The sequence below is a fragment of the Sphingopyxis sp. 550B genome, from assembly GCF_057401805.1.
Window position 1 is genome coordinate 2,563,928 of sequence record NZ_CM171610.1, and the last position, 24,810, is coordinate 2,588,737.

The following is a 24,810-nucleotide window of genomic DNA, read 5'->3' on the forward strand; positions in this document are numbered from 1 at the left end:
AATGGCACTGATACCAGGCAATCCAGATATGGCAATGTGATGGCGGATATTGTTGATCCTCAAACGCGATCACGGATGATGGCGAACATCAAGGGATCCAACACGGGCCCGGAAATTGCCTTGCGCAAAGCGCTGCATGCGCTCGGTTTGCGGTTCAGGCTACACGATCGGAAGTTACCTGGGCGGCCGGATATCGTCCTTTCTCGCTGGAAAGCTGTGATTTTCGTTCATGGCTGCTTCTGGCACCGCCATGAAGGGTGCAGGTACGCAACCGTGCCAGCAACGCGCCCACAATTCTGGGATGAAAAGTTTGCGGCGAATGTTTCCCGAGATCAGCGCAATCTCGACGGTCTCGCTTCGGCAGGATGGCGCACGCGCGTAGTGTGGGAATGTGATCTCAAGACCCTTGGAGCTTTGACAGTCGCGAACGACGTGATGCATTGGCTTCAGTCCGAAATGTAGCGCAACCTATTTCGCGTTTCCCGCTCGCTGTCTTCCTTCCGGCACAGCTCTGGGATCCCGTCATTACCGCGCAGCCCCTCCAGCACGATACGGATCTTACCTCAGCCAGGAAGTGCCGGCGGGTCTGTCGGCGGATGTCCTTTACCACCCAATCAGCAGCGGCCTTCGGCGGTGATTTGGCATTGGAGGATCTTAACTTCATCTTCTTCCTTCGTCCCTACGACGACGCCCAGATCTTTGCAGTTTGTTCTGTCGAAGGCGGCTCGCTGGCCCATTCGGGCAGGCGTTCGCGCGTCTAACGTCTGAGATCGACAGGCAGAAGGTCGACAGCCTCACGTCATTTGATGATGCATGGTTTGGCCAGCGCGCTTTGCCGTAACGGTTGGCAATCGGGCGGCTCGCGCCTGACGGCGTGACCGCGCTCAGCTTCGCTTGGGCTCCCTCTTTGGGAGCACCAAGCGAAGGCGGGCCGCTTATGCGTCCCGCCCCGTCCGGGCTATGATCGCTGCCGCCGGGCCGGAACCAGGGGTTCCGGCCTGTTGACGCCGCGCGAGTGACCCGCGCGGCGGCGCTTGTCTTCGGCCGTCCCGCCGTCGTGGCGGTGAGCGGCGCTCCCTCTTGGGCGCGGCCCGGCGCGTCCGCAAGCCGGCCCTACGGGCTCGGCTCCTTCACATGCGTTGCGGCCTTTGCAGGTGCGAACGCGCCTCCTGGCCGCGCCCGGCAGGTCGCATTCCGCCGCTCACCCCCACTCCGGGGGAGGCCCGCGCAGGGTTGGGGGCGGAGATGGGAGGATAGCCATGCGCCAGACCAGCAACCGCCGTGCGCGCCGCGAGGGCGGCAGGACCAAGCCTGCCGAAGATCGCGTCAGCCTCTATGACGAAGTCACCGGCCGCATCATCGCCGAGCTCGAAGACGGCCGCTTTCCTTGGGTCCAGCCGTGGCGCAGCAGCGGCGCGGCGGCGCTTGGCCTTCCGCATAATGCGCTCACCAGCCGCAGCTACTCGGGCGTTAATATCCTCATTCTGTGGAGCGCGGTGATCGATCAGGGCTGGCCGACGCAAGGCTGGCTCACCTTCCGCCAAGCGCTGACTGCGGGCGGGCATGTCCGCAAGGGCGAGCGCGGAACCAGCATCGTCTACGCCGACCGCTTCACTCCCGAAGCCGAGAAGGATCGCGCGCGCGAAACCGGCGAGGATGCGCGCGCCATTCCCTTCCTCAAACGCTTCACCGTCTTCAACGTCGCGCAATGTGAGGGATTGCCGCCCGACCTCGTCGGCGACCCGGTCGCGCCTCTGGAACCGCGCCGCGATTGCGACATTCTGCCGCTTGCCGAAGCCGTCATCGCGGCATCGGGCGTCTCCGTCCGCAATGGCGGCGATGAAGCTTGCTATGTGCCCGCGCGCGACTATGTGCAGCTTCCGCCGCAGCCCGCCTTCTTCGAGCCGGTCGATTATTACCGCACCGCACTCCACGAACTGACCCACGCCACCGGGCACGAGTCCCGGCTCGCGCGCAAAATCCTCAACTCCTTCGGCACCAAGGATTATGCCCGCGAGGAACTGGTCGCCGAACTCGGCAGCGCCTTTCTTTGCGCCGCGCTCGGCATCGAGCCGACCGTTCGTCACTCTGATTATCTGGCGTCATGGCTTCAGGTTCTGCGCGAAGACAATCGCGCGATCTTCCGCGCCGCGAGCGCGGCGAGCAAGGCTGCCGACTGGCTGCTCGCACGTCATGTGGAAACGGACGGGATCGACGAACGGCGGGAGGTCGCGGCATGATGCTCCTGACCCCCGATCTTCACGCCGCGCTGCGCGCCAACGCCGCCGCGCATCATGACGCCCTCCAATTTCGCACCGCGGAACCCGACCCGGTTCCGCTGGTCAAATTCTTCAATCCGGTCGGCGCGGCGACATGGCTCGCGACCGAACTTCATGCCGATGGCGACACCCTGTTCGGCCTCGCCGATTTGGGGTTCGGCTTTCCCGAACTTGGGAGCTTCAGCCTGTCCGAACTGGCGGGCGTCCGCTTGCCCTTCGGCCTCGGTATCGAGCGCGATGTCGGTTTTGCGAGCACCCATAGTCTTTCGACATGGGCCGCATGGTCGCGCCGCGCCGGGTCGATCATCATCGCCGAAACATGGCTTCGCCGCGCCTCCGGTGCGGCGAATGACGACGGGACTCCGCCATCCGGCGGATAACGCGCGGCGCGTTTCGCCGCATATCTCGCCGGTCCGCCATCCTCCCATTTCGCGGCGGACCGGCACCTTCCATCGAAAGGTGACCATCATGAAACTCGACTTTATCGCCCCCGACAAGCTGGCGATCAGTAAGGCCAATATGCGCTATGCGAAGAAGCCGCCCGACGTCTCGGACATCCTGCCGACGATCCGCGCGCGCGGCATTCTCGTGCCGCTGATCGTGCGGCCTAACTGCTCGCCCGGTTCTTATGAAATCGTCGCGGGCGCGCGGCGTTTCACCGCCGCGCGGCAGGTCGCCGAAGAACGCGGCGACCTCCCCGGCGAGCCGCTGCCCTGCGCCATTCTCGGCGAAGGCGATGATGTCGCCGCCATTGAAGCCTCGCTGATCGAGAATATCGCGCGGCTCGCGCCCGACGAGGTGACGCGCTGGGAGACGTTCGCGCGGCTGGTCCGCGAGGGCCGCGATGTCGCCGATATTTCGGCAACTTTCGGCATTCCCGAAGCGGGCGTGAAACGCATCCTCGCGCTCGGCAATCTCCTGCCGCGCATCCGCACCCTCTACCGCAAGGAGGAAATCAATGCCGCGACCGTCCGCCATCTGACCCTCGCGAGCAAGGCGCAGCAGAAATCATGGCTTGCGCTCCATGACGACCCGAACAGCTATTGCCCGACCGGCCATCAATTGAAGGAATGGCTGTTATGCCGAGCTCGGCATAACAGCCATTATGCCGACCGCGTAATTATGCCGAGCACACCATAGCGAAGCGCCGTTTTCCGTACATCTGTCGGCGGCACGCTCGGGATAATCCTGTCCTCCCACAACCGAGGGAGGATATATGCACAGCACGATCTCACTATTCGATTACGAGCCGCTCGAGTCGGCTACGTCGATGTCGCTCGATGCGCTTGTCGCAGAGTTCGAGGCACCTTACGCCGGCAGTTCGAACCGCCGCCACGGCTTTGCCGCCCGGCATCTGCTATTCTGGCTGAAGCTCCGCAAGATCGCCTTGGCGGACGTCGACAATGCGGTGCTGGAACGGTTCGGCAAGCATCGGTGTCGCTGTCGTCGATACCGGACTCAGCCTAATCGCGATCCATACTATATGACCATGATACGGATGTTCGTGCATTTGCTCGAGCAGCGGGGCGTAATACCGGCTCGTTGCCCGCGTGATGTCGCATCGTATTTTGCGCCATATGCCGCCCACCTCAATGGCCAAGGCTACGTCGCCAAGGTTGTTCGGCGCATGATGTTTGACGCGCGGCACTTTGCTTACTGGGTCGGCCGCAACGCCTATTGGGGCCAGATCGACCGCAGCGTCATCGAGCATTTTGCCGGTCACGAGTGCTCATGTCCACGCGCGATGCGCGGTCGCCCTGGCGATACCGCTATCGCCGTACGCCGCCGACATGCCTCCAAGTTCCTCGCGTATCTCGTCGGCCACGGCGCCATTGCATCCACCGCAAGCGAGCCCGAGCTGGATGAACGCCTGACGGCCTATAGTCATTGGCTCGCAACCGCCCGCGGGCTTCCAACCGCTGGGATTAAACGGAACCTGCGGGAGGTGAAGCGGTGGTACGACAGCATCTGCGGTGAAGGCGTAACATGCTCGGCCGAAGCGCTCCGATCGATCCTGCTCGACCAGGATCCGAGCCGCTCGAAGGGGGCCATCGATCGTACGGTGAGCACCTTGCGGTCCTTTGTCCGCTTTCTGATTGCACGAGGGAGTGTCCGCCTGATCGCCTTGCGGCCCTTAGCATCGGGCCCAAGCGCGCGGCCACCCAGGTTCCCCGTTTCATCGATCGAGCATCCATCGAGCAGATTGTCGCAGCTTGCGATATATCAACGCCAACCGGCCTTCGTAACCGCGCCCTGCTGTTATTGCTGGCGCGTCTCGGACTGCGCGCTGGCGATCTCGTGGCAATGCAGCTCAACGATATTGACTGGGATCAGGGAACGGTCCGCGTTTCCGGCAAGTCTGCGCGCGCTGTGCGGCTTCCGCTCCCCAGGATGCCGGGGAAGCGACCCTCGCCTATATCGAACAGGCTCGACCAACAGTCGCGAGCAACCATCTTTTTCTGAACCTGAAGGCGCCATATCAGCCGTTCGCAGGCCCCAGCATCATCTGCTGGATAATCGGCAAGGCGGTCGAACGTGCCGGCCTTACCGGCATCCCGACCGGTTCGCATGTGTTTCGTCACTCGCTCGCCACATCGATGCTGCGTGAAGGCTCCACGCTGGAGGCGATTGGCACCGTCCTGCGGCATTCCAAGCCGGATACGACCGCGATCTACGCGAAGGTCGATTTCGCCATGTTGGGCGAGGTGGCGCAGCCCTGGATTGGAGGTGCGTCATGCTGATCCACCACGTCGAACGCTATGTCGACTATCGCCACAAGCTTGGGGTCGGGTTCGAAGAGGGCGAGCACACCCTCACATTGTTCGCGCGCTACGCTGGGGAACACGGCGACAGTCACGTCACCATCGAGCGGATTCACGAGTGGTGCAGTCAGGCGTGCTCGCCCGAGCGCGCTCGGGCCAAGTACAACGTGCTGCGCCGCTTTTCGCTGTTTCTACGAGCAGAAGATCCAGGCCACGCCGCACCACCGATCGGCGCGTTCGGGTGCCGCCGACGCCCGAGGCCGGCGCCGCATCTGCTCCAACGCGAGCAGATTGCGGCGATTATATCGGCTGCATTGACCCCGCCGGACAGGACGATCAACGGCTACACCTATCACTGCCTGTTCGGCCTGCTGGCCGTAACGGGCATGCGGGTGTCAGAGGCGCTCGCTTTGCAGCGCTCCGACCTCACCGGCGAGGGACTGCTTGTTCGCCGAAGCAAGGGCGGCGGCAGTCGGCTGCTGCCCATCCACTCGACAACACGGGACGCCATCGAGGCATATCTCAACCGGCGCAACCGAGTGTTTTCGATCAGCGATGATCTATTCATCATCAGCACAGGACGGGCACCGGACAGGTCGACCGTCCGCAAAGTGTTCATTGGCCTGGCCCGGGAGCTTGGCATCCGTGGCCCGGTCGGCACGCCCGGCCCGCGGCTGCATGATCTTCGGCACAGTTTCGCCGTCCGATCGCTTGAGGCCTGCGCCCACGATTACGATGCGGTGCGCCGTCACATGACGGCCCTTCGCGACTATCTGGGCCATAGCAGCATCTTGCACACCTATTGGTATCTCGAAGCCACCCCGGTGCTGATGCGCACTATCGCCGCGGCCAACGAAGTCCGCTTCCTGGGAGGCGCACGATGACCGCGCTCGCTCCTCATCTCACCGATTATCTGGTCGATCATCTGCCCCGGCATCGCAGCGCCAGCACTCATACGGTCGCAGGCTACGCCCACAGTTTCACATTACTGGTCCGGTTCGCGGCCGACCGCCGACGATGCCGACCGATCGACCTTCAGGTCGAAGATCTCGGCCCCGATCTCATCCGGCCTTCCGGATCATGTCGAGGAGGAGCGACGCAACAGCGTTTCCACCCGTAACGCCCGTCTCGCCGCGGTGCGATCCTTCTTCCGCTATATCGAATACAAGGTTCCAGCCTGCCTCGATCAGGCACTGCGCATCCACGCGCTGCCCCGCAAGCGGACCGCGACGCGGCTCGTCGATGCCCTGACGATCGAAGAGGTTCGGGCGCTTCTCGCAGCGCCCGATGGCCGTAGCTATTGTGGATTGCGCGATCGGGCGATGCTTCACATCGCCTATGCTTGCGGACTGCGCGCATCCGAACTGCTCGGCCTGCAGATGACCGCATTTCCGCCCGCCTCGCTGGCGACGGTCCGGATTCACGGAAAGGGGCGCCGGGAGCGCGTCCTGCCGCTATGGCGCGAGACCCAGCAAGCATTGCGAGGCTGGCTGGGCGCCCGCGGTGCGACGAGCGAACCGACACTATTCCTAAGCCGAGCAGGCGAGCCGTTGAGCCGCGACGGCTTGGCGCTGATGGTCGCAAAGCACGTCCGCCAAGCGGCATTGTCATGCCCGTCCCTGCTCTCGAAGCGGGTCACGCCGCATGTCCTGCGTCACAGCTGCGCCGCCCACACTCTGACGGCGACCGGCGATATTCGGAAGGTATCGCTATGGCTGGGACACGCTTCGCTTCGCAGCACCGAAGTCTATTTGCGCGCCGATCCGGTCGAGAAGCTCGCGATCCTCGCCGCCCACGCACCGCCAGGCGTTACGCCAGGCCGGTTCAGACCACCATCCGACGAGCTCCTCGCCATGCTTGCTATGGCCGGCAGCACCTGATCCCGGGAAGCCGCGATTATACCGATCAACGCGAGCCAGATTCCGCGCACAAAGCCGATTGGCACGACATCATCGGCATAATTACGCGGTCGGCATAATGGCTATTCGGCGGCGCCTCGATCAACGTCGATCATGCGCTGTTCGATGTCGGGGCGAGCGGCCTCGCGATCATCGCCGACCTGTTCGGCGACGAGCGTTATTTCGCTGACGCCGACATGTTCTGGCGCGCGCAGGAACAGGCGATCCTTGACCGCAAGCAGGCCTATCTCGCCGATGGCTGGAGCGATGTCGTGATCGTCCCGCGCGGTGACTATTTTCACCGCTACGACTTCGCACAAGCCCCGAAGCGCAAGGGCGGGCGCATCTATATCGAGGCGCGCAGCAATGGCGAAGTCGCCTTCCATGAAGGCTATGTGACGATGAAAGAGGCGCGGCGGCTCGAACGCGGCGAGGCGATCGATAAGGAAATCAAGCCAACCCGCGCCGAGGTCAGCAGCACGTGCCAGACCTATATCGACCTTCATCGTCACGCCGCCGTGCGCGCGGCGCTGACCGGTCACCCCAAGGTCGCCTTGAGGCTCATGGTCGCCCATGCGATTGTCGGCTCCTATCTGTGGCGCGTTCGCGCCGAGCCGCAAAGCTGTCGCAACGACGCGGTGCGCGAGAGCGTCGAAACCTGCGCTGCGGAGGCGCTATTCGACGAGCGCCGCCGCGCGGTCTTGGCGCTGATCGGCTTCGATGCCGAGGAGCCGACCGTCACCGGCGGCAATGGCGATCCGCATGGGCTGGTCGGCCTTTTCCTGCGCCTCCTCGAACTGCCCGACCGCGCGGTGATGGACGTCATGACCATCGTGATCGGCGAAACGCTCGAAAGCGGCAGCGCCGCCGTCGAGGCCGTCGGGCAGGAAATCGGCGTCGACATGGCTGCCGTCTGGCAAGCCGACGACGCCTTTTTCGAATGCCTTCGCGACAGGGACATACTCACCCGCCTTGTCGCCGAGGTCGCGGGCGAAATCGTCGCGAAGGCCAATACCAAGGAACCGGGCAAGGTTCTGAAACGCATTATCCGCGATCATCTGAACGGCACGAACGGACGCGAAAGGTGCGAAAACTGGGTCCCGAAATGGATGGCCTTTCCGCCCGCCGCTTATAGCGAACGCGGCGGTGTCGGCACGGTGAAAGCCGCCGCGCTGGTCGCGGCCGCGCGCGCCGATCATGTGCCCGTGCGTGATGGCGCAGGCACCGGCGAGCCGCAACAGCCCCAGCGCGAAGCGGCCTGAACCCTTGCGGGCGGCGGCGATGTCGCCGCCCATTTTCTCTTGTCTGATGGCGTCGTTTCGCCCCCACGGCAGAGGCCGAAAACGCCTTTGCTGACAATCATTCCGCTATCATCGCCCGGCGCCGGTGCCGGGACGGGGCATCGACCTGGGACGGCCGCGCCTCCCGCAAAACCATCGCGCGCTGCTGATTTCCCCGCGCCGCTGACGCGGCGCTCCTCGCGGCCGCTTCGCATCCAAATCAGCAGCGTGCTTCCGGTCCTCCGCTGGCGCTTCGGCCTCCGGTTCGCGTGAGCCGCTGAAACCGTCCCTCCGGTCTGCCCATCGCCCGGCACGGGGCTGGGCGAGATCGAAGGAGATGAACAATGTCAGCAATCGGTTATGTGCAGCGCCAGCCCGACGGGTCGTTCAAGGGCGCGATCAGGACGCTTTCGGTCAATGCCGAGGTCGCCATCGTCCCCAATCGCGGCAAGAGCGGCGAGCAGCCCGACTACCGCGTGGTGTCGAACGGCGTCGAGCTGGGTGGCGGCTGGATCCGCACCGGCGAGGTGTCGCAGCGCGAATATATCCGCCTCGCCATGTCGGCGCCCGAACTCGGTCCGCGCACCCTCTACGCCAATCTCGGACGCGCCGCCGGGCAGGATGACGAGGACGCCTATGCGATCATCTGGAACCCCGGCGACTGAGCCGAACTTCACCCCGCGCTGTCGATCGGCGCGGGGTTTTTCATGCTTGAATGGTAGAGCAATGGGGCGTGCGAAGTAGGTGTAGCGCGGCAGACGAGAGGAAGAAATCCGCTCAGCAAGGACCAGCATCCGGCGGCGAACGGGCCGCGTCAAGGATCGCCGGTGCCCCCAATTTTGCCGCCGTCTTCAAGCCGCTGCGCGGCGCTTCGCTGACGACAAAATCGGCACCCCCGTCGCCCGCTGGCGCGGCCGCTTCGCGGTCCTGGACCCGGCCCGCCCGCCGCCGGGCGAAGCCTCATCTTTCGCAAGATGGAGGCAAGAAGATGTCGATTGAACAGCAAATCGAGGAACTGCGCGCCGAGCTTTCCTGGTGCGACGACGCGGCCGAACGGCGTCAGATCGAAGCCGAATTGCGCGCTGCCGAGAGACGCTGGAAGCGGCACAATCGAGCGCAGCGGGAAGCCGACAAGACGGGCTGGCAATAGGCCGGTGCGCAATCGGAGAGGAAGGTTTGGGGAGCGGCGTCCGCAGGACGTTGCTCCCTTTTTTTGTGCGCGGGGAGGTATGAGGATGGGTCAGGAATGACGCGAAGGGGCCGGTCGAGAGGAAAGGCACGGAAGGCAAGATGGAAAGCTACGGCACCCCCTGGTTGCCGTAACTATTTGTCTGCACATCATTTTTGGGCGTTTAGGGGCAGTGCCGCCCTGTCGATAACAGTGCCGCCGCGCCGAAAATCAGCGGTTTTCCGCCGCATTCGGCGGCACCGATTTTCATGGGCTGCGAGCGCGCGCATGATCGCGTTTTCGCTTCCATCATAGGCCGCGCTCATGTCCACCACCGATGATTTTGAACCGCAACTCGGCCGCCCCGGCGACAAGGGCCGCAAGCCCCGGCCGCGCAAGTTCCTCTCGCGTGTCATCGCCGCCGCCAATCGTGCGCGTGGCGGGGCACCTGGACGTAACCGCCCATCGGCCTTCACCGGCAGCCGCATCGGACGCGGCGCCGGGGTCGGCCGTGTTCTCTCAGCGCGCGACCGATACGCGGCCTTTCGTCGGCGGCGCGTCATCGTCAAGGTTCGTACCGTCCGGCTGGGCGGCAAGGGTTTCGAGGGCGCCAAGGCGCATCTGCGCTATGTCGAGCGCGATGGCACCACGCGCGAGGGGGGACGTGGGCAACTTTATGGTGCGGAGGCCGACAAGGTTGACCGCCACGCCTGGCTCGACCCGGCGAAGGATGATCGTCACCAATTTCGCATCATCGTCAGCGCCGAGGACGGCTTTGAATATGACGACCTCAAACCGCTGACCCGCAGGCTGATGCAGCGGGTCGAGGAGGATCTGGGAACGAAGCTCGATTGGGTGGCGGTCGATCACTATAACACCGGCCACCCGCACACCCATATCATCGTGCGCGGCAAGGATGATCGCGGCAAGGATCTCATCATCGCGCGCGACTATATCAGCCATGGTCTGCGCGAGCGCGCCGCAGAGCTGGTCGATATCGATCTTGGCCCACGTACCGACGATGCCATCGAGCAGCGCCTTCGCGCCGAGGTGGGCCAGGAACGGCTGACCAGCATCGACCGCGCGATGCTGCGCGAGGCCGACGAGGGCGTTCTTGTCTGTAGCGATGCGCGCGGCGCCTTCGATCAGTCCATTCGCATGGGACGGCTCAGGAGGCTCGAGCATCTCGGGTTGGCTTCACCGCTCGGCGGAGCGCATTGGCGGCTCGCGCCCGATCTTGCCGATACGCTGCGCCGCATGGGCGAGCGCGGCGACATTATCCGCACCATGCAGCGCGCCTATGCGGCGCGCGGAAACGCGCCCGCGATAGTCGATCAGGCCATTTATGACCCGGCTGCGCCGGATGCGCGCTCGCTTGTCGGCCGTGTCGTCGAACGCGGGCTGTCGGACGAATATGCCGATCGCCATTATGTCATCGTCGAAGCGATCGACGGGCGCACCCATTATGTCGAGATCGGCAGGGGCGAGGCCGTCGGCCCGATTCCGAAAGATGCTATCGTGCAGATCGAGCCGCGTAGCGGCGGCGTTCGGCACGTCGATCGGACCGTTACCGAGGTCGCAGCCGCCAACGGCGGGCGCTACACGATCGACGCGCATTTGCGACACGACCCGACCGCCAGCGAGCGCTTTGCCGAAAGCCATGTCCGCAGGCTCGAAGCCATGCGGCGCGTAACCCATAACGTCGAGCGCGAACCCGATGGAAGCTGGATCATCACGCCCGACCATCTCGACAAGGTGGAGGTGTTCGAGGCGCGCCAACTTCGCGACCGCCCCGCCACCGTCGAAACCCTGTCGGCGCTGCCGCTCGACAAGCTGCCGGGGGCCGAGGCCGCGACGTGGCTCGACCGGGAATTGGTCGCCGACAATCCGGTGCCGCTCCGCGATGCCGGTTTCGGGCGCGAGGTTCGCGCCGCGCAGGCGATGCGACGGCAATGGCTGGTCGCCGAGCAGCTTGCCGAGGAACAAGGTGGGCGAACCCTCTATCGCACGAACATGCTCGCGGCCTTGCAGCGCCGCGAGCTGATGCGCGTCGCGCGCCCGCTATCCGAGGAAATCGGCAAGCCCTTCGCCGAAGCGAAGCCGCAGGAGCCGATACAGGGCCGGTTGGTCCGCGCCGTCGATATGACCAGCGGGCGGCATGCGCTGGTCGAGCGGTCGCGCGATTTCACTCTGGTTCCCTGGCGCCCGGTGATGGAGCGGCATATCGGCAAGAATGTCTCAGGTATCATGCACGACGGCGGCATAAGCTGGACCTTTGGACGACAACGCGGCGGGCCGACGATTTCATGACTGAAAATGGGCAATTTTGGCCGATCACGGACTGGCAGCTTTCAGGCGGCGAACATGGAGAAGCGGACGTTCCAAACCGGTAGGGCTAGATTAGCAGCTCGAGGCCGATTGCAGACATCAACAGTTCTCGGCAGCCTCGGCCAACGCCCGGCTTTTAGTGCATTCCGATCTTTTCACGCCGCGGCCCCAGACAGCCAAACAGATAGGCGCCGACCTTGCGCATCTGGATTTCCTCGGCGCCCTCCGTGATGCGATAGCGGCGATGGTGGCGGTAAATATGCTCGAAGGGCTTGTGGCGCGAATAGCCGATGACCGGGTGTTTCGCACCGGGCGAGCCGATGCCCTTATGGCTCGGACCACTCCGCGCCCGCGCTGCCGCTTTCGCGGGCGTCGATGCCGCAGCACTCGAACAGGTACTGCTCATCGATTATGGCCCCGGCGCGGGGATCGGCTGGCACAAAGATCGCCCGGTGTTCGAGCATGTCATTGGCGTGTCGTTCGGCGCGCCGGCGGTGATGCGCTTCCGCCGACGCACCGAAAAGGGCTCCGAGCGCGCGAGCGCCGATCTCGCGCCGCGGTCGATCTATCATCTCGCAGGCGAAGTACGCGACGACTGGGAGCATAGTATCGCGCCGATCGAGAACCGCCGCTGGTCGATCACCTTCCGCAGCCTGCGCTGAGCCAGCGCTTGCGATGGGCAAGCAGATCAACCAATGCGCGCAAAGTCGGCACCACCTATTGCCGCCCCCGCGGCAAAATTTGATCCATTTTGGCTATTATCACCCGAAAAAGCCGGCCTTCGCGTACGGAAGGAAGACCGCGAAACCGTTCCCCCGCTTGCCCGAAAATCTTTCCCGTGCGAAAGTTGCGTGGGGGATTAAGAGTGTCAGCAGAAGATTTCATGTGCGCTCCGCAGGCGCGGCCCCGCGTGATCGACGGGCTCGGCACATGCCATATTAGCGCGTCGGGCAAATTTATCCTCGAACGCTCGCAGCCAGCTGCGCCGACCGCCGTGACGGCCGCCGCTCGCGCCGGCACTGATATTCATCCGCTTTTCGCGCTCAGCGAGCGTGCCCGTGCGGCGGCGCGGCTTACAGAAACCAGGGCGCTCGACTATCTGATCCTCGTGCCGACGCTTCGCTGCAATTTGAGCTGCAGCTATTGCCAGGTGTCGCGCGCGCCGATCGACCAGACACGCTTCGACTGGACCGAGGCAACGCTGGGCCATGTCGTCGCGCTCCTTCACTCGCTCGACACCAAGGCGATCAAGATTGAGTTCCAGGGCGGCGAGCCGACGCTTCGCCTCGACCTCATCGAGGCCGTCATCGACGCATGCCAGCGTTTCGACGAACGGCAGTTCGTGATCTGCACCAACCTCAGCCGCCTCGATGAAGATGTCTTGCGGCTCCTCGAAAATCCCGAGGTCCTCGTATCGACCTCGCTCGACGGCAGCGCCGCGACGCACCGCGCGCAGCGGACCCAAAGCGGCGATGCGACCGACGATTTCTTCGCAAACGCGCGAACGATCGTCGAGCGCTTCGGCCCCGGCAAGCTTTCGGCGCTGCCGACGATCGACCAGACGAACCTGCCCGAGCCTGACGAACTGATCGACGCCTATGCGAGCCTCGGCCAGACGAGCATCTTCCTGCGCCCGATCAATTATCAGGGTTTCGCGCGCAAGCGCCATGCTGCGGCGAACCAGGATCATTCAGCCTGGTGGCGCTGGTACGATCGCTTCGTCCGCCGCTTGATCGCGCGCAATCATCAAGATCGCTCCACCGTCTTCGAAGAGAGCTATCTGACGCTCTGCCTCCAGCGCATCTTCCAGGTCGGGCACGACCGCCATGTCGATCTGCGCAATCCCAATCCGGTCGGCAAAGACTATGTGCTCGTCGACTTCGATGGGCGCGTCTATCCGACCGACGAGGCGCGCATGCTGACCCGGTCGGGCGTCGTCGACCTGGGCATCGGTACGGTCGCAAGCGGCTGGGACACCCGCGCGCGCGCGATGCTCGACCGGCATTCGACCAACATCGGCGACCCCGCCTGCGACAGCTGCGCCTATCAGCCTTGGTGCGGCCGCGACCTGGTCGACGACCTCTCGCGCTACGGGACGATCGCCAAGCCGCGGCACGAGACCTTCTTCTGCCAAAAACACCAGCATATGTTCGACCTCTGCATGCGGCTCCTCTACGACCCCGATCCGGGGACGCGCTATTCGCTCGCCAAATGGACCGGCCTCGCGGGCGAGCGCCTGCCCGATATGGCGGAATGCGTATGATACCGCTCGTCGTGCCCGCGATGAGCGATGCCGGCGGCCGCTTCGTTGCGCGGCTCGTCGACGCGCCTGACATCGGCCCGCATGACGCCCGCCTTCTGGGCACCACCGATGGCGAAGCCTTGTTCGCGGGCGAGAATGGCCTCTTTTCGATCGCGACGCCGCACGCGCTTATCGGCGACATCGTCTGCGTCGACCCGCGGCGCAAGACCGCCGAGCGGCTCATCCGCGCAGGCTCGCCCCACAATACATTTCTAGTCACCGAGCAGTGCGACCAGCTTTGCCTCATGTGCAGCCAGCCGCCGAAGAAGAGTCACGACGACCGTTTCGTGGAATATGCGCAAGCGATCCGGCTCGCCCCCGCGAATATCGTCATCGGCCTCTCGGGCGGCGAGCCGACGCTCCACAAGGAGGCGCTGTTTGCGCTGCTCGAAGAAGCCGCGACCGACCGCCCCGATCTTTTCTTCCACATCCTGTCGAACGGGCAGCATTTCGAGGCGAGCGATGTGCCGCGCATCGCTGCGACGAGCCGCAACACGCTTTGGGGCATTCCGCTCTATAGCCACGATCCCGCGACCCATGACGCAATCGTCGCCAAGCCGGGCGCCTATGAGCGGCTCCTTGACAGTCTCGTGCACTGCCTCTCGGGAGGCATGAACATCGAGCTGCGCACCGTGCTGCTTCAGGACAATCTCGACCATCTGCCCGCGCTCGCGCGGCTGGTGGGAGATCATCTCGCGTTCGTCGGCCAATGGTCGATCATGCAGCTCGAAAATATCGGTTTCGCGCGCAACCGCTTCGCCAGCCTCTATGTCGATCATGCCCGGAATTTCGCGCCGCTCGGCGAGGCGATCGACATCGCGACGCTGTTCGGGGTGCCGGTCGCGCTGTTCAACATGCCGCGCTGCTCTGTGCCGCCCGCATACCGCAGCCTTGCCGCCGCTTCGATTTCCGACTGGAAGCGCAAATATCCCGACGCCTGCGACCCATGCTCGCAAAAGCCCGACTGCTCGGGCTTCTTCGCCTGGCACCCCGACACGCATATGGAAGTGATGCCCCTATGACGACCCGGCAATTTCTGATTCCGAGCTTGCTCCTCGCCGGCTTCTCCGCACCGACCGAAGCCCCCGCGAGCGAGACGAACATGATATTCGCCGAGCCCGAGCAGCCGGTCGTCACCGACGCGGCGCGACAGCTCTTCCGCAATCCGCAAGCGATCCAGCTCGCGCGACACCGCTCGCACAGTAGCCATCGCAGCCATTCGAGCCACTCCAGCCACAGGTCGAGCACGAGCGGCGGCAGCTATCGCCCCTCGACGATCTACACGCCGGTCCCGACGCCCACGCCGGCGCCGCGCCCGCAACCCCAGGTCGTTTATCCGACCCCGAGCGACAAGATATTGCAGCGCAGCGAGCCCCAGTCCTCCTCCGCGACAGCCACGCCCACCACCCCCTATTCGCTTTACGACAGCGCGCCGGTCGAGGCACCCTACACGACGAAAGTGAAGGAGGTGCAGCGCGCCCTGCAAGCGCTCGGCTATTATAGCGGCGAGATCGACGGCATCGTCGGCCCTTCGACCCGCAAGGCGATTGAGACCTTCCAGGGCGCATTCTCGCTCCAGGTTACCGGGACGATCACCCCCGAACTTCTGACCGCGCTCACCTTTCGATGAGCATGCCTCGTCCCGCTTCGACGGCGCGGGCGCTGGGCGCCAAATGGCTTTTCCTCGCGATCGTCGCCTCGATCATCATCTTCGCCATCACCGTCTTGCTCGCCGAAGCTTTCGCCTGCTGGCTGGGAGGCAATGCAGCCGACCGCGTCCAGGCGATCGGCGGGGTCGTCGCCATCATCGTCGGCGGCACATTCGCCCTCTTCCAGCTCGACACGCAGCGCGCCGAGGCCGAAGCCGAGCGGTCCCGGCTCGTTCAGGTCGCCTATCGGCTGGCGTTCGACGCTCTCCAGATCGTCGGCGAGCGGCTGGACTCCGCACTGACACCGGCAAGCTCGGCAAAATTATATGCGCTGCGCGGCGACAGGGCGCGCGAGACAATCGAAGCCATGCGCGAGCTTGCGGCATCCAGCCTTCCCGCCGATGTTCTCCAGGATTTTACGAAGGTCAGGAGCTATGTCTTCGCGATCAACCAGCGCCTCAGCGAAATTTATGACAGCGAGGACCGTCTTGATGAAGAAGCGCGCCAGCTGCGACGGAATGAGCGGCCCGAAAGGCTGAAGAGCAGCGTAAGAGCCTATGTGCTGGTCCTTCCGATATTCGGCAATCTCGGCGACACCGCCGAAACCTACGGCGCCGTGACACAAATCCCCAAGGCCTACGACAGCATTAGCGACCATCCCGAGGCGAAAGCTATGCGGGGCACGAGTTCGGCATCCGCATGAAGATCGCCCTGCTCGACGCCAAGGGGACCGCGCGGACGCTCAAACGGCTCATCGCCGCGCACGATATCATTCATATCGCTGTCGCATGGGGCTATGACGGAGCGCTCGCCGATCATCTCCTGAAACATCGGCGAAAGTTCCGGTCGGTCATGATCGGGCTCAATGGCTTCGCGACATCGCCGGACCTGGTCGACCGGATCGTGAAGATGAAAAATGTCTATGGAAAAAAGGCGAGGACCGGCCTCTTTCACCCCAAAATCTATTATTTCGAAACTGGCGATCGGGCCGAAGCGATTGTCGGAAGCGCGAACTTCACCGGAGGCGGCCTCGGCCGCAATGTCGAGGCGGGAATCCACCTCGCGGGCGACGCCAAAGCCGATGTCTTCAAAAAATTGCGTAGCGAGTTGAAGACTTATCAACGCGGAGCCTTCGGCATTACCAATGAGATCGCGAAAGCCTATCGCCGACAGCATAAAATCGCATGCGCCAACCGCGGCCCAAAGGATCCCGCGCTGCCGACCGACAAGAAGGAGTGGGCGCGTGTCAATTCCGAGCTCGCGACGATGGAGTGGCGCACGTTCAGCAAGGCGGCCCGCGCCGAGGAATATTATGCCAAACGGATCAGGCTTCTCAACGACATGCGCGCGCGCCTCGAAGGCGCGAGGTCGCTGACCAATTTGAATTCTGCCGAATGGAAGGCGATCGCGGGCGTTATCGGCAAACGCGAACGCTTGGACGCAGAGCTTCCCGACCTCGATTGGGGCCTGTTCGGCTCGATGGGCGGAAGCGGCGAGTTCGCCAAACGGATTCGCCAGCAGAATGTAAAGCTCGCTGCAGCCTTCGATCTCGTCCCGCGCGCCGGCGAGGTCACGCACGAAGATTTCGGCCGATTTGTCGCGACCTTCCTCGAAGCGTTCGAAGGCGCGAGCCGCATCGGGGGCGTACCGACGGCGACGCGCCTCCTCGCCATGAAACGCCCCGATGCATTCGTCTGCGTCAATGACATGAACCGACGCGCCATCGCCGATGCGCTCGGCTTTTCCTATTCGACGCTCGGGCTCGACAATTATTGGGAGCGGGTGATCGAGCCCATACGCACCGCGCCCTGGTATAATGTGCCGCGCCCCGACGGACGCGATGGCGTCCTGTGGGATTATCGCGCGGCGATGCTCGACGCGCTCTATTATGATCCCGACGCCAAATCCTGAAATCACGACAAAGGCGCTGCCATGCGCAGCGATCTCCTCGTCGGCGAGCCAAGGCCAGGCAGGATCACCACCAGCCTGCGGCGCATCTCCCTTTTATCGCGCCGCCGTCTGGTCCTCCGGCGTGGCGCCAGCCGGCTGGCCAGCGGCGACGCTGGGTTCCAGCGCGCCAGCCTTTCCCGGCGCGGGCGCGGCAACGAGCCCTTCACCCCCTTTTTCGCCCGCCGTCTTTCCGGCAAGTCCTGCCCCGACCGCCGCGGACGACGCCGCAGGCGGAGCCGGCCTGCTCGCACAGGCGAACAGGAGAAGTAGGACGACGAGGATGAAGTAAAAGCCGCCGACCCAATATCTTACATTGTCGTAGCTTTTTATCGAGGCGTTGACCGGCGGGTCGCTCAGATCGTTCACTTCCTTCGGCGCGAGAACAAGGTTTAACTGCGACTTCCAGATATCGCGCGCTGCCTTCTGTTGATCGAACCAGCGCGCATTGATGCGCCATTGCATGACGTAGGAGAAAATCAGGAAGGCCGCGGCGCCGATCGCGAGGCCGCTGGCGATGAAGCTGTTTTCTGCCTTGCCCGCATCGGGAAATATCTTAAGCGCAAACGGCGTCGCGGCGACGGCGACATCCTTCCACATCGCGCCGATAAGATCTTGCGCGCGCTGGCTGATCTTCTGGGTCTCGTCGACGATCGACTTGCGCAGTTCGGCCAGCGCCTTGAGCGTCTCCTTGCTTCCCGCCTTCACATAGGCGCTATAGGCGCCCTTTGCCGATTCCAGACTGCCATGACCCAGGTCTTCGATTGCCGCCTTGCGGCCGGTTCGCGCCCATTCATTTGCAAGCAGCAGGTGGCGCGTGTCGGCGTCTCGCAGGCCTTCCGCATAGACCCAGACGGCGCCTTCGGCGACGCGGTCGAACAGCTTCGGCGCATTGTCGTCGTCGAGTTCGACCTTGCAAGCGGGCGGACCATTGAACGCGTAGAGGAGCTTTTCGTCTTCGATGCAGACCCGATCGGCGAGACTGGCGAGAAGCTTGCGCGCGGCAATCAGGCGCCAGGCGGCGAAGATATCGCTTTCTTCCTGCGGAGCCGCACGAAGCAGCCAGGGGCGAATATCCTGCGGCACGGCATTTTGCTGGGTGAAATCGCTGGCATAGATGCGCGGATCGGGGAGCTTTTCGGACGGGGCGAATTCGGCGGGCGGATCCGCGGTCCACGCCTCGAAACGCGTCCGGTAGGTTGCGAAGGTGCCGTCGGTGGGCATGGCGGCAACGCGCACATGGGCGACGTCGCCATGCGCTTCGACATTGTCGGGATAGCCGTCCGCGAAGAAAAGCAGGAGGACGTCATGCTCGACCTTTTTCGCAATCCGCACCTGGAATGTGTCACCGGCGGCAACGGGGCGGTCCGCATCGAGATCGCCGTCGCTGTCGCCGATCTTGACCGTGATGCCGGTTACGAAGGGCGGCGGCGAGCCCGCCAGCGAAAGCCATTCGGCACGCAAGGCAGCGTCGCCGAGGGCCGTCGCGAAACTCGCCGCATCGTCCCGTTCGTCGATCTCGCCCTGCGGCGCGGATCGAAGGATGAGATCAACCAGTTGGCTCGGGGTCGTCATAGGTCGTCTCGAGCCGGTCGTTGATGATGATCTGATTGCCTTCGACCTTGACCGCGCCGATCATTTCGGTCGGCACACGAATAAAGATCTTGTTGCGAGTGATGTAGCGCCGGCTGGCCGGACGTTTGACGTTCGAGGCATCGAGCGTCACGGGTGTGCCGTCGATCCGGGCGCGCCGGAGCGCATTATGATATTTGGCGACCAGCGGGTGATCGTCGGGCAGCTTCTGTCCCAGCACTGTGTCGAGGAAGGACTTCTGCTCGTCGACGCCGATCGAACCCCCGGCGGCGGCCGCGTCGTACGTGCGTTTCGTCATTTCGCGGAACACTTGCTCTGGAACGAGCTGCTTGTTTTCCAGGAAAAGGTCGCGCGTGACCTTCACCAGTGTCGAGGTGACGTCCGCATCCTCATGCACGCGCTTCGCCCCGAGGAACGTTTCGAAATAGCGCGCGACCTTTTGCTGGTTTCGCCGATCGAGCACGACGAGTTCGCCGCCACCATCTGTCAGCCGGATCAGCGCCGACTTCTGCAGTGCTTCCCGGTTCTGCACAAAGGTGCGCTCAAGCGCTTCGAGATTGACCTTCTTCCGGCCCTCTTCATCTTCCTCGAACGCGTAGCTGAGCACGGTTTCATCGTCATATTTGAGCAAGGCAAAACATTGATCGCCCGCCGCATCGATCTCGAACACGAGAAAGGCGCCGGCGGCCGCGCTTCCGCCATGATGCTGCTGGAAATCGTCGGCGAGCTTTTCGCTTTCCAGCTGGAAGCTCTTCGGATCGGCAGCGATGCGGGCAAGCCTCGTCCGCGTCGAGGAGGCATCGGAGAAAATATAGGGTATCCCGGCATTCACCGACAGGATGCGATCGAGGAAGAATTTCGCGAACTGCCCCGGGGCGAGTTCCTGGAGGAGAATGAGATCTTTGGTCTTATCGGGCCCAACCAGATGGAAGACCATCCGGCTGATTGTCAGTTTCGCACATTGCTCCTCGTCAAAAAACGCCATTCGGCCCTCCCCCGCGTGCGGCGCGGCTGCGGCCGCGCGCCATGTCGATTTTCCCCGCGCTCGTCTATCGTTGGCGGGGCCACCAATCAACGTCGCGAACCACCTATTTCCCTCACCTGGTCCGCAAAAGCCGTTAGCGAGGCTTGAACTTCGAACGGTATCAAACACTTGCAGAGTTTAATCCATTTTGGTGCAAGCAAGCACTAAACTTGCATCCGCGCAGGGTCCACGCCTGTCATCCCGAGGTCAAAGGCAGAGCATGGCTCGAATAGGAAAGGAACGCGGGCACGTCTTCGTCGGATGTTTTCGACACTCCCTCGCTCTCCCTTAGTAAATCCACCGACTTTGCACCCGCCTCAGCACGTACTCCCCGTAAGTCGGCCGTTCAGTCCAATATTTTCCTTTCAGCATATCGTCGTTCTTAAGGTAGTTCAGAACGGCGGCTCCACGATAAGGCATGCCCGAATTCCCTGGATTAACGCGATAGATATATTGCAACAGCGGAGCCTGCGCCTCGGCATCCATCTGGGCGGTAACCGACATCGTGTGCGACAGCGACTTCCCGGTTTGCACTTCGATACTGATTTTCAGCAACGACTGTTTGATTGTCGCACGGCCGGAAGCAGTGCCGTCGCCAAATTGCCCATGATAGGTTAGTTCGAACTCCCATTCGCCGGATAAGTCGGGGAAAATATTCTCGCTCAGCCAAGGCGCTTTCTTCCAAATTGTGCGCCAACCGATGCTGAAAAAGTAGATGATGACGAGATTTAATGCGGTGCCCCCGCTAATTGCCCAACTGGCTATCGTGAGCGCGTCATGGCGTCCGCCAGTGTACCACCAGAAGATGGAACCGATAAATGCGAGGCAGACCCCGTAAGCGATCGCGATATAGGTCACGATCCTCGTGACAGGTAGAACGGTCAGCACGCCAGATCTGTCCGATGAACGACCTTGCCATCGGCGAAGATCACGATGCCATGCGCTGGCGTGGCAATTGCGCTCATCAGAACGACCGGCAGCTTCGATCCGAAGAGGGCCGCGAGATATCTGCCGCCGATTGGCTTCACGCGATCAAATTCGAGGTTCGGCACGATCGGCGGTGAAAAATATTGTGAAAGACGGGTCACGCGGAAGTCCGCCGACAGAATATGAAACCCGTCGTGGAGCGGGCCGCCGACCACGGAAATTTCACCCAGGACTTCGGCTACGCCTGCCTTGGCGACGGCCGCAAGATCGGGGCGCAGGGGAAAGAGCGGCAGATTGTCCGGCGCATCGCTGACCAGCACGCCGAGCCCGGAAAATTGGAAGCCTGCGACCTTGGCGGCAGAACGCAGTATATTCGAGAGATCGCGGACGCGAGCGCTCCGTGCTTCAAGCTGTTCCGCCATCGTTCCCCCTATCGTAGCAGCCACCGTGTCATCAGTTTAGCGCCCCTCCGCAAACAGGAAATAGTCTTGGCCCTCCTCGACCATTTCGAGGCGTACGCCAAAGCGAATTCCTCTCCGCACGGCGAGAAAGACCTCTTCGCCAATGACCGGGCGCCCGACAGCCTGCGCCAAGGTCTTCCAAGCCTTGCGATCGGTGGCAGAGGGTGTCGACCAGCGCGAGGCTTTCGAGCCGCACGAGGCGACCGATGAAGCAACACGATGCGTGAGGTCGGTGATCTCGGTCTCAGGAAGCCGCCGGTTTCCTTTTGGCGCGCTAGTCACGAGCAGGTGTCACGCCGTGACGCCTCCCATCACGCTTCACCGTGGCCTCCCAATCGATCCTCACGGTGCGCATCAAGGGATGGGGGCGCCCAAACGCCCAGTCGCCAACATGGTTTACGGCGAGGCCCGCTGCGATCGTCGGGGCGGCCGGGCCATAGGGCGTGAAAGCGGCCTCACCGCATGGCTGAACGGGGTCCGCTGGCGCCTCCTTCAAAGGATCGAAGCGCCCGCGATCGCGCAGGTCGGGCTGCAGGCAGCGATAGCAGGCAAAGTCGTCGCCGGTCGATTTGGCCATCATGAAGGATTGTACCGCTGCTCCGGGGCCGGCGACCCAGCAGAACAGCAGGTCCGGCCGCACCTCGGCGGCGCGCGCGCGCCCGATCCACCAGGCATTCAACCATTCGCTGAACGCCTGTTCGCCGGTTGCATCGATGACGAGGTCCGCATCAACAAGCAGCGACGGATTCTGGTGCGCCTCGCCCACGAAGGGCTTGACGACGACACCAGGAAAGTCACGCCCCAACATCTCGGCGCACGCCACCACCTTATGCCGCGCGTAAGCCTCTCGACCTAGCTGGTGGCGCCGGATGTTCGTAGCGTCGAGGCGATCAGCATCAATCAGGTTGAGCCGACCGCCGCCGATTCCAGCTCCCATCTGAACCAGCATCCGCGCCAGATAGCCACCGATCGCGCCGCATCCCACTACTACGATCTTCTTGCTCGACAGCGGCGGAATACCATCGACGCCGTTTGCCCCGAGGATCGCGACGAGATCCATCGCACGGACTCGTAATCTCTCGATCTTGAAGGCGCGGGCTGCCGGAGTGCGAAGGAGCCGACGACGGCCCGCGCCCTTGTCGAACGCTCCTTGGGATTTCGCGCTTGCGGCCGGGACCGTCACGGCCACAGCAATGGCCCCATTAGGCGCCCGGATAACCACCGTCGGGTTTTTGGCCGATAGCCCAGCCAAGGCATTCGTAAGTCGCTCGTCGAGGCCCGGATCCCAGAACGCTGCCCAATCTACGAATTCGCCCCAAGTTTCCGGCTTCGCTTGGTGGGCTTCGAATGACAGGCGGCTAGCCGTCGTTACTTCGGCGAAATTGGCCGCTTCTGTCATAGCCGCTGCGCGATCCGCGTCTCCTTCCGACGCAGGATCAGGGATGTAGGTCGACGACCAGTACGACGGGAACTCCTCAGCTATTTCGTCGGTGCCGGCCTTGGTCATGCCGCGCTCCAGCACTTCCTTTGCGCGCGCGATAAGCCCGCGCACAAGTTCGGGAGCTTTTTCGCGATCAAAGACGAAGACACTGCGGTCAACCACGCACAGTTCGAGGGCATCATCGACATGCGGGACGACCTTGCGGCCCAGCATCGATATATCGGTGAGGAAGGCTCGCGGTCCCTCGGCGAGGGTCAAGTCTTCGAAGCGCAGAATGAGCGGCACCGACTTTCCGCGCACGATCACGCTACCTTCGAGGCGTACGCCGGCCCCCTCGAGCCTCATTAGAAAGCCATCGTCGCGGGCCGCCTCAAGGATCGGCTGAAAGACCTGCACGACTATCCCGATTTGGTCCGAGGCACCATCGGCTCGGGCTGACGCGCAGGCGCGACGCTGCGCACCACATCAGCGGCAACAGACATGGAAATCAGTGCCTCATCCGTCGGAACACGCGGACCAAGCGCGCGCTTTGCATGATCTAGGGCGATCGCTTTGTGATAAGTGCCGTCGGTAGCCGCCGCGAGCTGATCGGCAATCGCGCTGAAGAAATCGCGCACCTTGACGCGATAGGCATCATCCCAGCCTAGGCAGAGATATTTGGAACGGTCACCCGGAAAGACCGGATTCTCGACAGGCGCATGGACCTTGCGCGCCATTTCGCGCGCCACCCTGATCATCGCGAGATCGAGACGATTCTCGTCGATCCGGCCGATTACCTCGACCGCGCGGACGACGCTGGCCATGATGCAAATGGAGCTCAGACCGTGGTCGAAGTTCGCGTCGCGAGCCCCTTTGAAGCAACGCGACAGCTCACGCACGGGTCCGAATATCCCCTGCGCATTATTGAACCAAGTCTCGAGCCGCCGCGGATCAGATTCAATCCACCCGTCGCGGCGGTGTGCCAAAATGATCTCGGCGTGCTTCAGCTGGCGGTAGATTTGATCGTCGAGTTCTCGAGAATCTCTTATTTCAATCGACTTCTGAAGCGAATTGGCTGACGCGAAGCTGATCAACTGCTCGAATGCGTCGTCGCGGATGGCGTAGAGCGGAAGATCGATGTGAAGGCGATCGTTGATGCCCACCCGCACGCAGCTATTCTTTGGTTTCCGGCCCGGGTTCAGTGTCCACCCCTCTTCGGCGCAAAGAGGCGCGAGCGCCCGCTCTACGAGCCGAAAATAGGCGGCCGAAGCAATCGTCGGCCGCGCCGATCCGTTAACCATAACAAAGGACAAAGGTAGGAACACCCCGTCATCTTGATCGATCTGCTGGTCGGGGGGGTACTGGCAATCATTGGCCGTGTGATAGGCGAAGCTACCTTGGATGCGGAACTTCGGGGCGGGTAGCCGGAAGTCGAACCCGGTGCTCGCGACGGCCGAGTCGCGCAGTTCGATACGGGTCACAAAATCCTCCCAGTGCCGAAAGGCGTCTCGGAGGGTGTCCCGAATTTTTTCCCGCGCCACAGAGAGTTGGCTGCGGTCATCCCTCTCGACGCGAATTGCATGGAGATATCCGGCGTCGGTCCCTATCAGTCTGTGCAAGTTCAACTTTGTCGACATGGCGTAATCCTTTGGGATTATGCTTAACACGACTTCGCCGCATTGGGAACAATGCGCGAACATGGATAGAGGGACAGAGCCCTGATTTTCGCACTCACCCGGTCCGGAGCGATCAAACTGATCGCCACTGTTATC

The 24,810-nt window shown here is 63.0% G+C and carries 27 protein-coding genes and 3 pseudogenes; 20 read left to right on the top strand and 10 right to left on the bottom strand.

All coding sequences use genetic code 11. From position 1 onward, the window contains the following. Positions 1–39: 39 nt before the first annotated feature. On the top strand, positions 40–462 hold the full coding sequence (locus AC2S9W_RS11975; RefSeq protein WP_486570904.1) for a very short patch repair endonuclease: 423 nt from the start codon (positions 40–42) through the stop codon (positions 460–462). A gap of 32 nt (positions 463–494) precedes the next feature. Here AC2S9W_RS11975 and AC2S9W_RS11980 read toward each other — a convergent pair. Continuing rightward, a pseudogene (locus AC2S9W_RS11980) lies at positions 495–664 on the bottom strand (IS3 family transposase); the annotation flags it as partial. Here AC2S9W_RS11980 and AC2S9W_RS11985 point away from each other — a divergent pair. From AC2S9W_RS11985 to AC2S9W_RS12000, 4 genes and pseudogenes are all read left to right on the top strand, one after another. Then, positions 597–761 carry a hypothetical protein gene (locus AC2S9W_RS11985; protein WP_486572107.1) on the top strand — a complete coding sequence of 55 codons (165 nt, stop codon included), beginning with the start codon at positions 597–599 and terminating at the stop codon, positions 759–761. The pseudogene AC2S9W_RS11980 and the gene AC2S9W_RS11985 sit on opposite strands and share 68 nt — an antisense overlap. A gap of 498 nt (positions 762–1,259) precedes the next feature. Then, a complete protein-coding gene (locus tag AC2S9W_RS11990; RefSeq protein ID WP_486570905.1) occupies positions 1,260–2,240 on the top strand; it encodes an ArdC family protein in 981 nt (326 codons plus the stop codon). Further along, positions 2,237–2,659 carry a DUF2958 domain-containing protein gene (locus AC2S9W_RS11995; protein WP_486570906.1) on the top strand — a complete coding sequence of 141 codons (423 nt, stop codon included), beginning with the start codon at positions 2,237–2,239 and terminating at the stop codon, positions 2,657–2,659. The genes AC2S9W_RS11990 and AC2S9W_RS11995 overlap by 4 nt, the downstream gene beginning before the upstream one ends. 88 nt (positions 2,660–2,747) lie before the next feature. After that, positions 2,748–3,356 (top strand): annotated as a pseudogene (locus tag AC2S9W_RS12000) (ParB/RepB/Spo0J family partition protein); the annotation flags it as partial. Between the two features lie 280 nt (positions 3,357–3,636). Here AC2S9W_RS12000 and AC2S9W_RS12005 read toward each other — a convergent pair. Then, on the bottom strand, positions 3,637–4,002 hold the full coding sequence (locus AC2S9W_RS12005) for a hypothetical protein (RefSeq protein WP_486570907.1): 366 nt from the start codon (positions 4,000–4,002) through the stop codon (positions 3,637–3,639). Positions 4,003–4,265: 263 nt separating this feature from the next. Here AC2S9W_RS12005 and AC2S9W_RS12010 point away from each other — a divergent pair, with 263 nt between their 5' ends. The 9 genes from AC2S9W_RS12010 (at position 4,266) to rlxS (ending at position 11,697) form a co-directional block, all read left to right on the top strand. Beyond that, on the top strand, positions 4,266–4,742 hold the full coding sequence (locus AC2S9W_RS12010; RefSeq protein ID WP_486570908.1) for a tyrosine-type recombinase/integrase: 477 nt from the start codon (positions 4,266–4,268) through the stop codon (positions 4,740–4,742). A 107-nt stretch (positions 4,743–4,849) separates the two neighbouring features. Next, a complete protein-coding gene (locus AC2S9W_RS12015) occupies positions 4,850–5,020 on the top strand; it encodes a tyrosine-type recombinase/integrase (protein ID WP_486570909.1) in 171 nt (56 codons plus the stop codon). Then, a complete protein-coding gene (locus AC2S9W_RS12020; RefSeq protein ID WP_475283338.1) occupies positions 5,014–5,925 on the top strand; it encodes a tyrosine-type recombinase/integrase in 912 nt (303 codons plus the stop codon). The genes AC2S9W_RS12015 and AC2S9W_RS12020 overlap by 7 nt, the downstream gene beginning before the upstream one ends. Then, positions 5,922–6,161, top strand: coding sequence for a hypothetical protein (locus AC2S9W_RS12025; RefSeq protein WP_486570910.1), 240 nt, complete (start codon positions 5,922–5,924; stop codon positions 6,159–6,161). Before AC2S9W_RS12020 ends, AC2S9W_RS12025 begins: the two co-directional genes overlap by 4 nt. Before the next feature lie 16 nt (positions 6,162–6,177). Further along, entirely contained in the window at positions 6,178–6,921 is a 744-nt protein-coding gene (locus AC2S9W_RS12030) for a tyrosine-type recombinase/integrase (protein ID WP_486570911.1), read from the top strand. Positions 6,922–7,136: 215 nt separating this feature from the next. Beyond that, on the top strand, positions 7,137–8,201 hold the full coding sequence (locus AC2S9W_RS12035; RefSeq protein WP_486570912.1) for a chromosome partitioning protein ParB: 1,065 nt from the start codon (positions 7,137–7,139) through the stop codon (positions 8,199–8,201). A gap of 362 nt (positions 8,202–8,563) precedes the next feature. Beyond that, positions 8,564–8,884, top strand: coding sequence for a DUF736 domain-containing protein (locus AC2S9W_RS12040; protein ID WP_486570913.1), 321 nt, complete (start codon positions 8,564–8,566; stop codon positions 8,882–8,884). A gap of 50 nt (positions 8,885–8,934) precedes the next feature. Then, positions 8,935–9,369, top strand: a complete 435-nt coding sequence (locus AC2S9W_RS12045; protein ID WP_486570914.1) for a hypothetical protein — start codon at positions 8,935–8,937, stop codon at positions 9,367–9,369. A gap of 342 nt (positions 9,370–9,711) precedes the next feature. Then, positions 9,712–11,697: a relaxase/mobilization nuclease RlxS gene (rlxS, locus tag AC2S9W_RS12050; RefSeq protein ID WP_486570915.1), complete on the top strand. Its 1,986-nt coding sequence runs from the start codon at positions 9,712–9,714 to the stop codon at positions 11,695–11,697. Positions 11,698–11,851: 154 nt separating this feature from the next. On the opposite strand, the pseudogene AC2S9W_RS12055 reads toward rlxS, so the two are convergent. After that, positions 11,852–12,016: pseudogene (locus AC2S9W_RS12055) on the bottom strand (acyl-CoA dehydrogenase family protein); the annotation flags it as partial. Positions 12,017–12,035: 19 nt separating this feature from the next. Here AC2S9W_RS12055 and AC2S9W_RS12060 point away from each other — a divergent pair. From AC2S9W_RS12060 to AC2S9W_RS12080, 5 genes are all read left to right on the top strand, one after another. Continuing rightward, positions 12,036–12,377 (top strand): alpha-ketoglutarate-dependent dioxygenase AlkB, encoded by a 342-nt coding sequence (locus AC2S9W_RS12060; protein WP_486570916.1) that lies wholly within the window; start codon positions 12,036–12,038, stop codon positions 12,375–12,377. Positions 12,378–12,580: 203 nt separating this feature from the next. Beyond that, positions 12,581–13,978 (top strand): His-Xaa-Ser system radical SAM maturase HxsB, encoded by a 1,398-nt coding sequence (hxsB, locus tag AC2S9W_RS12065; protein WP_486570917.1) that lies wholly within the window; start codon positions 12,581–12,583, stop codon positions 13,976–13,978. After that, complete coding sequence (gene hxsC / locus AC2S9W_RS12070; RefSeq protein WP_486570918.1) at positions 13,969–15,039, top strand: His-Xaa-Ser system radical SAM maturase HxsC; 1,071 nt, start codon at positions 13,969–13,971, stop codon at positions 15,037–15,039. Before hxsB ends, hxsC begins: the two co-directional genes overlap by 10 nt. Then, complete coding sequence (gene hxsA, locus AC2S9W_RS12075) at positions 15,036–15,647, top strand: His-Xaa-Ser repeat protein HxsA (protein WP_486570919.1); 612 nt, start codon at positions 15,036–15,038, stop codon at positions 15,645–15,647. The genes hxsC and hxsA overlap by 4 nt, the downstream gene beginning before the upstream one ends. Before the next feature lie 2 nt (positions 15,648–15,649). Next, positions 15,650–16,369, top strand: a complete 720-nt coding sequence (locus AC2S9W_RS12080; protein ID WP_486570920.1) for a hypothetical protein — start codon at positions 15,650–15,652, stop codon at positions 16,367–16,369. On the opposite strand, the gene AC2S9W_RS12085 is transcribed toward AC2S9W_RS12080, so the two are convergent. Further along, the gene (locus AC2S9W_RS12085; RefSeq protein ID WP_486570921.1) at positions 16,303–16,842 is read right to left on the bottom strand and encodes a hypothetical protein; all 540 of its coding nucleotides are present in this window, start codon (positions 16,840–16,842) and stop codon (positions 16,303–16,305) included. The genes AC2S9W_RS12080 and AC2S9W_RS12085 overlap by 67 nt on opposite strands. A 90-nt stretch (positions 16,843–16,932) precedes the next feature. Between AC2S9W_RS12085 and AC2S9W_RS12090 the strand changes: the two genes are divergently transcribed. Then, positions 16,933–17,577 carry a hypothetical protein gene (locus AC2S9W_RS12090; RefSeq protein WP_486570922.1) on the top strand — a complete coding sequence of 215 codons (645 nt, stop codon included), beginning with the start codon at positions 16,933–16,935 and terminating at the stop codon, positions 17,575–17,577. Positions 17,578–17,670: 93 nt separating this feature from the next. Here the strand turns inward: AC2S9W_RS12090 and AC2S9W_RS12095 are convergent, their stop codons facing one another. From AC2S9W_RS12095 to AC2S9W_RS12120, 6 genes are all read right to left on the bottom strand, one after another. Further along, positions 17,671–19,188 carry a hypothetical protein gene (locus AC2S9W_RS12095; RefSeq protein WP_486570923.1) on the bottom strand — a complete coding sequence of 506 codons (1,518 nt, stop codon included), beginning with the start codon at positions 19,186–19,188 and terminating at the stop codon, positions 17,671–17,673. Continuing rightward, positions 19,163–20,191, bottom strand: a complete 1,029-nt coding sequence (locus tag AC2S9W_RS12100; protein WP_486570924.1) for a nucleoid-associated protein — start codon at positions 20,189–20,191, stop codon at positions 19,163–19,165. Before AC2S9W_RS12100 ends, AC2S9W_RS12095 begins: the two co-directional genes overlap by 26 nt. A 327-nt stretch (positions 20,192–20,518) precedes the next feature. Then, positions 20,519–21,088 (bottom strand): Cap15 family cyclic dinucleotide receptor domain-containing protein, encoded by a 570-nt coding sequence (locus AC2S9W_RS12105; protein ID WP_486570925.1) that lies wholly within the window; start codon positions 21,086–21,088, stop codon positions 20,519–20,521. 23 nt (positions 21,089–21,111) lie between these two features. Next, positions 21,112–21,579 (bottom strand): hypothetical protein, encoded by a 468-nt coding sequence (locus tag AC2S9W_RS12110; protein ID WP_486570926.1) that lies wholly within the window; start codon positions 21,577–21,579, stop codon positions 21,112–21,114. Positions 21,580–21,892: 313 nt separating this feature from the next. Continuing rightward, a complete protein-coding gene (locus AC2S9W_RS12115; RefSeq protein WP_486570927.1) occupies positions 21,893–23,455 on the bottom strand; it encodes a ThiF family adenylyltransferase in 1,563 nt (520 codons plus the stop codon). 2 nt (positions 23,456–23,457) lie between these two features. Next, positions 23,458–24,738, bottom strand: a complete 1,281-nt coding sequence (locus tag AC2S9W_RS12120) for a CBASS cGAMP synthase (RefSeq protein WP_486570928.1) — start codon at positions 24,736–24,738, stop codon at positions 23,458–23,460. Positions 24,739–24,810 lie beyond the last annotated feature (72 nt).

What these genes read in the sequence shown, in the direction of transcription:
- AC2S9W_RS11975 (WP_486570904.1), top strand. Translation starts at nt 40, where the DNA reads ATGGCGGATATTGTTGATCCTCAAACGCGATCACGGATGATGGCGAAC.
- AC2S9W_RS11985 (WP_486572107.1), top strand. Translation starts at nt 597, where the DNA reads ATGTCCTTTACCACCCAATCAGCAGCGGCCTTCGGCGGTGATTTGGCA.
- AC2S9W_RS11990 (WP_486570905.1), top strand. Translation starts at nt 1,260, where the DNA reads ATGCGCCAGACCAGCAACCGCCGTGCGCGCCGCGAGGGCGGCAGGACC.
- AC2S9W_RS11995 (WP_486570906.1), top strand. Translation starts at nt 2,237, where the DNA reads ATGATGCTCCTGACCCCCGATCTTCACGCCGCGCTGCGCGCCAACGCC.
- AC2S9W_RS12010 (WP_486570908.1), top strand. Translation starts at nt 4,266, where the DNA reads ATGCTCGGCCGAAGCGCTCCGATCGATCCTGCTCGACCAGGATCCGAG.
- AC2S9W_RS12020 (WP_475283338.1), top strand. Translation starts at nt 5,014, where the DNA reads ATGCTGATCCACCACGTCGAACGCTATGTCGACTATCGCCACAAGCTT.
- AC2S9W_RS12025 (WP_486570910.1), top strand. Translation starts at nt 5,922, where the DNA reads ATGACCGCGCTCGCTCCTCATCTCACCGATTATCTGGTCGATCATCTG.
- AC2S9W_RS12035 (WP_486570912.1), top strand. Translation starts at nt 7,137, where the DNA reads ATGTTCTGGCGCGCGCAGGAACAGGCGATCCTTGACCGCAAGCAGGCC.
- AC2S9W_RS12040 (WP_486570913.1), top strand. Translation starts at nt 8,564, where the DNA reads ATGTCAGCAATCGGTTATGTGCAGCGCCAGCCCGACGGGTCGTTCAAG.
- AC2S9W_RS12045 (WP_486570914.1), top strand. Translation starts at nt 8,935, where the DNA reads ATGGTAGAGCAATGGGGCGTGCGAAGTAGGTGTAGCGCGGCAGACGAG.
- rlxS (WP_486570915.1), top strand. Translation starts at nt 9,712, where the DNA reads ATGTCCACCACCGATGATTTTGAACCGCAACTCGGCCGCCCCGGCGAC.
- AC2S9W_RS12060 (WP_486570916.1), top strand. Translation starts at nt 12,036, where the DNA reads ATGCCCTTATGGCTCGGACCACTCCGCGCCCGCGCTGCCGCTTTCGCG.
- hxsC (WP_486570918.1), top strand. Translation starts at nt 13,969, where the DNA reads ATGCGTATGATACCGCTCGTCGTGCCCGCGATGAGCGATGCCGGCGGC.
- hxsA (WP_486570919.1), top strand. Translation starts at nt 15,036, where the DNA reads ATGACGACCCGGCAATTTCTGATTCCGAGCTTGCTCCTCGCCGGCTTC.
- AC2S9W_RS12080 (WP_486570920.1), top strand. Translation starts at nt 15,650, where the DNA reads ATGCCTCGTCCCGCTTCGACGGCGCGGGCGCTGGGCGCCAAATGGCTT.
- AC2S9W_RS12085 (WP_486570921.1), bottom strand. Translation starts at nt 16,842, where the DNA reads ATGCTGTCGGCGATAGGCTTTCGCGATCTCATTGGTAATGCCGAAGGC.
- AC2S9W_RS12090 (WP_486570922.1), top strand. Translation starts at nt 16,933, where the DNA reads ATGGAGTGGCGCACGTTCAGCAAGGCGGCCCGCGCCGAGGAATATTAT.
- AC2S9W_RS12095 (WP_486570923.1), bottom strand. Translation starts at nt 19,188, where the DNA reads ATGACGACCCCGAGCCAACTGGTTGATCTCATCCTTCGATCCGCGCCG.
- AC2S9W_RS12100 (WP_486570924.1), bottom strand. Translation starts at nt 20,191, where the DNA reads ATGGCGTTTTTTGACGAGGAGCAATGTGCGAAACTGACAATCAGCCGG.
- AC2S9W_RS12110 (WP_486570926.1), bottom strand. Translation starts at nt 21,579, where the DNA reads ATGGCGGAACAGCTTGAAGCACGGAGCGCTCGCGTCCGCGATCTCTCG.
- AC2S9W_RS12120 (WP_486570928.1), bottom strand. Translation starts at nt 24,738, where the DNA reads ATGTTCGCGCATTGTTCCCAATGCGGCGAAGTCGTGTTAAGCATAATC.